The following is a 6820-nucleotide window of genomic DNA, read 5'->3' as shown; positions in this document are numbered from 1 at the left end:
GAAGTCTGCCCTTTTTTAGGCTATCTTCTGGAAAGGTGAGGTATTGGGAGTGGTTGTAATGGCAACTACGGTAGATTTTGTGCACGCTTATACTGCCGTGAATAATTCAGGATATTTTATATGTAGAATCTTCTTTATTTATTGTACCACAGTTCTTACAAAAAAACACCCCAGGACAAAAAGTCCTGAGGTGTAATATACTTTTCTGAAGCGTCATAAGACGCACTGGATTGTTGAAATCCTATCTCTTTGTTAACGTTTTGATAACTCCGAACGCCTATTTTCGGGCATTTTTCAAGCATTTGTTCGTTACCTGTGTTTTACACATAAAACCTCGTCTTGTTTCCCGTTGTTTTATTATATCATAACTGCTCGAATTGTACATGCTCCGATTCTCCGGAGAGGTAAAGGTCGCCGATTGTTCTGACCATCTTCTTTCCGTTCACAACATGAATCTCTTTTACATAATATGACTGTCCTCTGATAGCACGACCGCAGATGTTATCATTGCCCCACGCTGCTGAACGTCTGATGTTGAGTGAACCATCGCAAACGACAGTCACTCTCATTTTGCCCTGTGGGATGATTACCTTGTCCTCCTGCTCGTCCTCTGTTGCCTTGTCTGCCTCCGTATTTGCTCCATTTTCGCCGTTTTCCTGTTCGGTCGGTGGATTTGTCACCTTGTCCTCGTTTGAGGCGTTCTCGTCGTCCTCTGCGTTCTCCTGCTGTGTTTCCTGCTCATTGTCTCCGGTGACTGCTGCCACGGTCTCACTGTCTACTGTTCCCGCAGGTGTTCCGTCCTCATTGAACGTCGGAATGCTGCCGTCCGGATTCGTCTGCAACGCTCCCTCCGGAACATCATCCGTGAGTGAACCGATGACCTTTCCTGTTTCATCCCAAACAATGAGGCTCTCGTCCTTTGCTGCTGCCTTGAGTGCTGCATCAAGTTTCTTGTACTCTTTGCAGTCCTCTTTCTTGAACTCTGTTCCTTTGCCTAAATAGTATAACATGATTATCCCTCCTATTTGCTCAAATACTTGCTTGACGCATATCCGACAATGTTCTTGTAAACCACATACAACCATTTCACGCCGTTGTGGTCGTTATAATATCCATAGCACTGGACTTTCTCACCGTTTTCCATTACCGCAAGGATTGACTTTCCTGTTCCTGCTCCCGCACGGAGATTCAATCCGGATGCAGTCACTTTGTATGTTCCTGCAAGGCTCTTGTCGAATCCGTGTGCAACATCAACCTTTGTGTTGCTCTTGACTGGTGTTGTGTTGGATGCTCCCGCTCCGGATGACTTTGCACCGTCTGTGAGGTTTGTTGCTGTGTGAGCACCATCATTCAACAGAATATCTCCTGCAAGCAAGTACGCATCCGATGTCAGATATTTGTTTTCTGTCAGTACCTCGAATCCTGCTGCCTTGAGTGCTGCTCGCAGGTTTCCGGTATAACATGCCGTACTCACCTTTTTCAGTGCGTCAATCCCCAGTCTGTAACCTGCACCTTTTACGATTGCAGCGACACCGGATGAACAGTCTGCCTCACATGCGACTGTAATCTGTGCAGGGTCATAATTTGATGCTTTTAGATGCTCCCAAAACGTGTATCTCTCTGACTGGTCATATCCGATTTTATTGTTGACTGCTGCTGCCTTTGCCATGCTCGCAATCATCGCTCTCACTTTTGCGTTCGGGTGACGGAGAACGCATTTCCACGGTCTACTATACCAATTTATAACCCGCCACTCTGTACCTGTTTGGTCTCCGGCTTTTCCTCCGGAGTATCTTCCGTTTTCGTCATGTCCGCAATTTGAAATCATTTGTTTTCCTCCTTGTCAAAATCGTCTGCTTTGAATCCGCACAATTCCGGATTCTTTTCTTGTATCTTGTCATATATCATCAATCCCGCCACGATTAGAGGTGTACACCACCACATCACCGCAGCAGGAATCGAAATAATGAATCCGGTCAACCTTGTTATGTGTTTCCCGAATTTTGCCTCGTCCGTGTCAGAATAGCAATCCCTGTATTCTCTCATTTCTTCCCGAATTTCTCTGTCTAAATCAAAAGAAATTTTCCAAAAATACAGATTTACCGCCACCCATACGATGACAGCGACGATTGCATATATCAGCACGATTGTGTGTACGTTTCCGGTTGCAAAATCACATATCCTTTTCAACCGTTTCACCTGCCTCACCGCTCACAAGCGTCTGCATCGCCTTGTTGCTCTCAAGCATCTTTTTCATTCTCTCAAGTGCCTCGTCGACCATCATTGAAAAAGCCTCGAAAGAAATCACTCTCGCAAGCCATGCGAACCGTGCGACAAACATATCATATACATATCGCAGTTTGATTTGACCTGTACCGCCTCCCAGTTCCTTTTCTGCCTTTGTGACTGCATAGAGCAGCCATTCTCTCACTTTGTTCAACTGTTTGTCTGACGGCATTTTCACGAAAACATATACTGCATATCCTCCCGCTGCACATACCGCAATCAGACCCACAATCACAAACCAATTCTCGACGATGTATTTCATCCTTGTACCTCCTCGTCATCCTGTTCCGGTTCGTCATTGTGTTGTATTTTTCCGTTTGACTTTGTTCCCTTGACCGTTTTCACGGACTTAATGAGTGCCATTGCACCGCCCTCAACTGAAAGAAATCTGAATACATTCTCAATCAGTGTCGACGGTTCTGAACCCATCCGCAAAAACACAAATATCATCACAACTGTAAAGATAAATGCTGCAAGAATCAAAGTGAATACAACACGTTTCATGAACAGACCGGACACCTTTTTGTCATGTCTCTCTTTTCGCTCTCTTATCCGATGCATTCTTTTCAGATGCCGGATTCTGATGCGTCGTTCCTGTTCTGTCATTCTCATGTATTGCCTCTTTTCTGTGAGGTTGATTCTTGCCCGTTTCCTGCCCTCCTGTTATCGGTCGGAATGCTGTTCTCCGTCCAGTCTCTTGTGATAACTCTTGAGTGACTGTTCCACAATTACAACACGCTCTCTCAACTGTTTCATCTCCTCACGGTTCTCTCTTGATTCCCGTTTGATGTCCTTGATGTCGTCTGCGATGTTCTCAAGTTTCACAACCACCATTGTGTCATTTTCTGCTCGTCTCTCCGTTTCTTCCTGTGTGTCTTTTTTGTCGTTCCTCTGCTTTGAGCAGATTCCGAAAAAGATTGCGAATGCAACCGACACTCCGGAGATTAGCAAGGAAACCTCAATCGTCAACGGCGTTCTCCTTTCCGAACTCTGTCGCCTCGATGTCGTCGGTGTCGCAATATTTCCGCATGTGATATTCTAGAACATCCATCTCCCTGTCTGTCTCCTCTACCTCCTGCCGGAGTTCCGCTCTGACCGCCTCCTCGATTTTCGACTGTTCAATGATTGTTTGCTGTTTTTTCACGATTGCTGATAGATTTTCCGTCACATCACACAATCGTGATATTATTTCAAGCGGACTCATTCTGTATCACCGTTGGAGAATTTTTCTCCTGTGATGTATTCATATTCATCTGCTGAAATACTACCCTTTGTGACACGCTCGGAAATCTGTTCCTTTGTGAGAGTGCCTTTTTTGTACATTCTTTTGAGACTTTCAACGAGTATTTTCATACTAAATCAACCCCTCCTCAATCAACTGCTGTGTGTATTCGTCAATGACTGCATCTTTCTGAAACTGTGTCACTGATTCGACGATTCCGGATGTGTTCTCCTCGACGACTGACTTCATGAGTGCCATGTTCTCATATTCCTTGACTGTCATTTCTTTCTCGTCGTACTGCCATTCGGTCACTGTCTGCATCTTTCCGTCGCTGCCCTCAACCTCTCTTGTCACCTGTTCGATGTTCTTACGCAGGTAAACCGTTGACGGCGACGATGTCCTGTCGACCTCCTCCGGCTTGTCCGGCTGTGTTCCTGCCACCTTTTTCCAGTCTGTCATGTTCGTTCTCCTTTCTGCTATGCTTTGAAACTATCCTCTTGAGTTTCTTAACATTGATTTTTGGTTTGATGTAATCAATGTAATAGTTGTATGTGTCCGTGTGTTTGAACAACCCCATATATGACAACATCACCGATGCGTTATACCATGAGATTTTATTCTGCTTTGAGATATGGTTTGCCTTGCGTCTCGCAGCCTCAATGTTTGATTTCCGGATGGTTGTCCGGTCATGGTGAAATTGAAATCCCATAAAATCAAGCATACGACCCTTTGTGACCTGCTTTCCGTCTTTATCAAGTACCGGATTCCCGCCTTTATCAAATACCGGATATTCAAATCTGAATACCTGCCAATCGCCTTTTATTTCAAGGTCAAGGTTGTCATTCAGATATGTTTCGATTGCTGCATGTATTTTGTGTAGTTTCTTTTTGCTCTTTCCCAGTATCACCATGTCGTCCATGTATCGCATGTAATGTTCTGCATGGAGTTCCTCTTTGATGTAGTGGTCGAGTGCTTTCAAGTAAAAATTGCCGAACCATTGTGATGTGAAATATCCCAACGGAACGCCTTTTCGCATCTCCTCAATAATTTCTTTCAGTTCATCGAACATCGCTCCTGTGATGCCGATTTCCTGCAATATCTCCAACGCTCCGGAGATGTCGTCAAATGCTATGCATCCGACAAGTGTTTTCGTCTGCTCTGCATCTATCTCAACACCTGCATCCGTCAAAACCTTTGCAACGAGTGCTATTTTGTCATGTTCAATCAGTATGCAGAGTAATCTATAAAACCGTTTATCTCGAATTACCTCTTTGAGTTTCCTTTTGAGGATTCTCCGGTTTATGGATTCAAAGAAATGGTGAACATCCATCTTGAGAACAAAGAATTTCTTTCCGTCGTATGAATCAAGCCATTTTCTCATGTACTTCTTTCCGTAATGGACACCCCTGTCCGGAATGCTCCCGCACGAAAATTCATACAATCCATTCATCACAATCGGTTTTAACTGACCTATTGCACAATGGTGAACAACCTGCTCATATTTGTAATGTGGTTTCAATATACGGCGTGTTTTCTTGCTGCTGCTCTCGTTGATGATGCTCGGTTTGTGATAGTCCGGAATGAACAACTCCTCTGTCAACATCTTTTTCAAGAGTTCTGTGTGTTCATTGAGGTTCTCTAATACCTCCCGCACATCATTCCTGTTCTTTTTCTTTTTGGATGCATTTATAAAACACTGTTTTATGTAGTCGTCTTGTAACATTGGTTCATATAGGTTGTTGTAACTTCTCATATAGTATTTTCTTATCTCCTATCGGTTTTTGTGCGGATGCTTACTCAACCGACCCTATATCCGGAATGATTTTCGCCTTGTGGCGTGGGATATAGGCTGCATTTGATTAAACGCTCCGATATGAGAAGAAATTGGACGCACCGATGTTCCAGTTCGCATTGCCCGCATCATTGTTCAAATTCAAGTAATCCGCACCGCAGTTCTCGCCATTGTTACAGTTACCGCCGACAAGGGCGACCGCAGGGAGCATGAACACCGCCCGACACCGCACCCTATATCCCTATATTCATTTTTCTAAAAACGACCACATCGCCTAACGGCGGGAATAGCGGAGGCGTTCCCCCTCCGTTCCTCCCCCTGCTGCTTACGCAGCGATAGGCTGTTCTAAGAAAACGGACGCACCGATGTACCAGATCGCACCGCCCGCATCAATGCTCAAATTCAAGTAATCCGCACCGCAGGACTCGCCATCGGCACAGCTACCGCCGACAAGGGCGACCGCAGTAATTCCGGCATTCCACCAAAAATAGTCACATGTGTATGTGCTGCTGCTGCCACCTATTGAATTGACAATGCGTCCGAATCTGCTTGACTTTGTTCCTTTCTGATAACCGTTGCCGGATGATGCGAATGTGATTCCGACCTTTTCAAAGTCCTTTCCTGTCAGATTGTACGGAGGTGTCATCTTTGCAAGGATTTCACCGCCTACCATCAACAGACCGTTGATTCTATCCCAACGGTTGCCCCACGGTTTTTCCATATAGAACACTTTGACCTCATGAGTTGTGTCGTTATATCCGAAAAACTGTCCTTTGTCCTTGAGCGTTCCGGTCGCAAGGTGTCCGTAATTCTGTGATGCATTATCAACATATCCGGATGTCTGACCCTGTCCGAACGCTGCCTGTGAATTATCTGTCTTTGACATAATCTTGAGCATACAATTCAACAGGTTTCTTTTGCTCCATGAGCCGATATTCCATCCGCTACCGTTTGCCTTTGCTCTTGCAATCTCTGTTGATGCGTTTGTGTTATACATGAGCGTCTGTCCTGCAAGTGAACGGAGGCGTGTTCCATCATATGAACCGCCAAACATCGGGAAATAGAGTTTGTCTGCATGTGAACCGTCCTCTCTGACATATGCGTCATCGTTGTATGATTCATCGTACTGGACGTTTGAAATAATCATGTACTCATAGTTTCCGATTTCAAACTGTGAGAGCCAAATCTTGCCCTTGTCACCGCTGCCATCGAATACGCTCATTGCGTTTCCTTCGTATGCCGTGTTTGCGACATCGGATGCCGTTGTTCCGTCTGCTTTCTTTGTGTGGTCGTTCGGGTCGAGTTTATAATCTTCTGTACCGTCATATTTTACCATTGCCGGATAATTGTTCTTTACGAAAAAGACATCTCCCCAGTCTCCGAAATCGAATCGTCCGGCAGAATAATTCAGGCTCAATCACAAAACTTATGGGATTTAGGATTCCTCACATAATCAACTCTGCTCATATCAATGAGTTTTAAAAAGAAATACTCATCGTCAGGATATCCATACCCCTGCC

At 44.9% G+C, this 6820-nt stretch carries 11 protein-coding genes; all 11 read right to left on the bottom strand.

What is annotated here, in order from left to right; genetic code table 11:
• Positions 1–362: 362 nt before the first annotated feature.
• Complete coding sequence (locus ACTQ1L_RS15070) at positions 363–1010, bottom strand: hypothetical protein (RefSeq protein ID WP_441368060.1); 648 nt, start codon at positions 1008–1010, stop codon at positions 363–365.
• Between the two features lie 11 nt (positions 1011–1021).
• The gene (locus ACTQ1L_RS15065) at positions 1022–1828 is read right to left on the bottom strand and encodes an SH3 domain-containing protein (protein ID WP_441368059.1); all 807 of its coding nucleotides are present in this window, start codon (positions 1826–1828) and stop codon (positions 1022–1024) included.
• Complete coding sequence (locus ACTQ1L_RS15060) at positions 1825–2190, bottom strand: hypothetical protein (RefSeq protein WP_441368057.1); 366 nt, start codon at positions 2188–2190, stop codon at positions 1825–1827. The genes ACTQ1L_RS15065 and ACTQ1L_RS15060 overlap by 4 nt, the downstream gene beginning before the upstream one ends.
• Positions 2174–2548 (bottom strand): hypothetical protein, encoded by a 375-nt coding sequence (locus ACTQ1L_RS15055; RefSeq protein WP_173816735.1) that lies wholly within the window; start codon positions 2546–2548, stop codon positions 2174–2176. Before ACTQ1L_RS15055 ends, ACTQ1L_RS15060 begins: the two co-directional genes overlap by 17 nt.
• Entirely contained in the window at positions 2545–2898 is a 354-nt protein-coding gene (locus ACTQ1L_RS15050; protein ID WP_441368055.1) for a hypothetical protein, read from the bottom strand. Before ACTQ1L_RS15050 ends, ACTQ1L_RS15055 begins: the two co-directional genes overlap by 4 nt.
• Positions 2899–2949: 51 nt before the next feature.
• Positions 2950–3255 (bottom strand): hypothetical protein, encoded by a 306-nt coding sequence (locus ACTQ1L_RS15045; RefSeq protein ID WP_055287287.1) that lies wholly within the window; start codon positions 3253–3255, stop codon positions 2950–2952.
• On the bottom strand, positions 3245–3490 hold the full coding sequence (locus ACTQ1L_RS15040; protein WP_101874790.1) for a hypothetical protein: 246 nt from the start codon (positions 3488–3490) through the stop codon (positions 3245–3247). Before ACTQ1L_RS15040 ends, ACTQ1L_RS15045 begins: the two co-directional genes overlap by 11 nt.
• Entirely contained in the window at positions 3487–3639 is a 153-nt protein-coding gene (locus ACTQ1L_RS15035) for an XkdX family protein (protein WP_441368053.1), read from the bottom strand. Before ACTQ1L_RS15035 ends, ACTQ1L_RS15040 begins: the two co-directional genes overlap by 4 nt.
• Before the next feature lies 1 nt (position 3640).
• On the bottom strand, positions 3641–3967 hold the full coding sequence (locus ACTQ1L_RS15030; RefSeq protein ID WP_441368051.1) for a hypothetical protein: 327 nt from the start codon (positions 3965–3967) through the stop codon (positions 3641–3643).
• The gene (locus ACTQ1L_RS15025; RefSeq protein ID WP_441368049.1) at positions 3876–5261 is read right to left on the bottom strand and encodes an RNA-directed DNA polymerase; all 1386 of its coding nucleotides are present in this window, start codon (positions 5259–5261) and stop codon (positions 3876–3878) included. Before ACTQ1L_RS15025 ends, ACTQ1L_RS15030 begins: the two co-directional genes overlap by 92 nt.
• Positions 5262–5625: 364 nt before the next feature.
• Complete coding sequence (locus ACTQ1L_RS15020; RefSeq protein WP_441368047.1) at positions 5626–6717, bottom strand: hypothetical protein; 1092 nt, start codon at positions 6715–6717, stop codon at positions 5626–5628.
• Positions 6718–6820: the final 103 nt, after the last annotated feature.

It is taken from the genome of Agathobacter sp. LCP21S3_B2, assembly GCF_052118705.1.
In the GTDB taxonomy this organism is placed as follows: domain Bacteria; phylum Bacillota; class Clostridia; order Lachnospirales; family Lachnospiraceae; genus Roseburia.
Note: the sequence above shows the minus strand (reverse complement) of the source record. Positions and strands in the feature narration are given on the sequence as shown.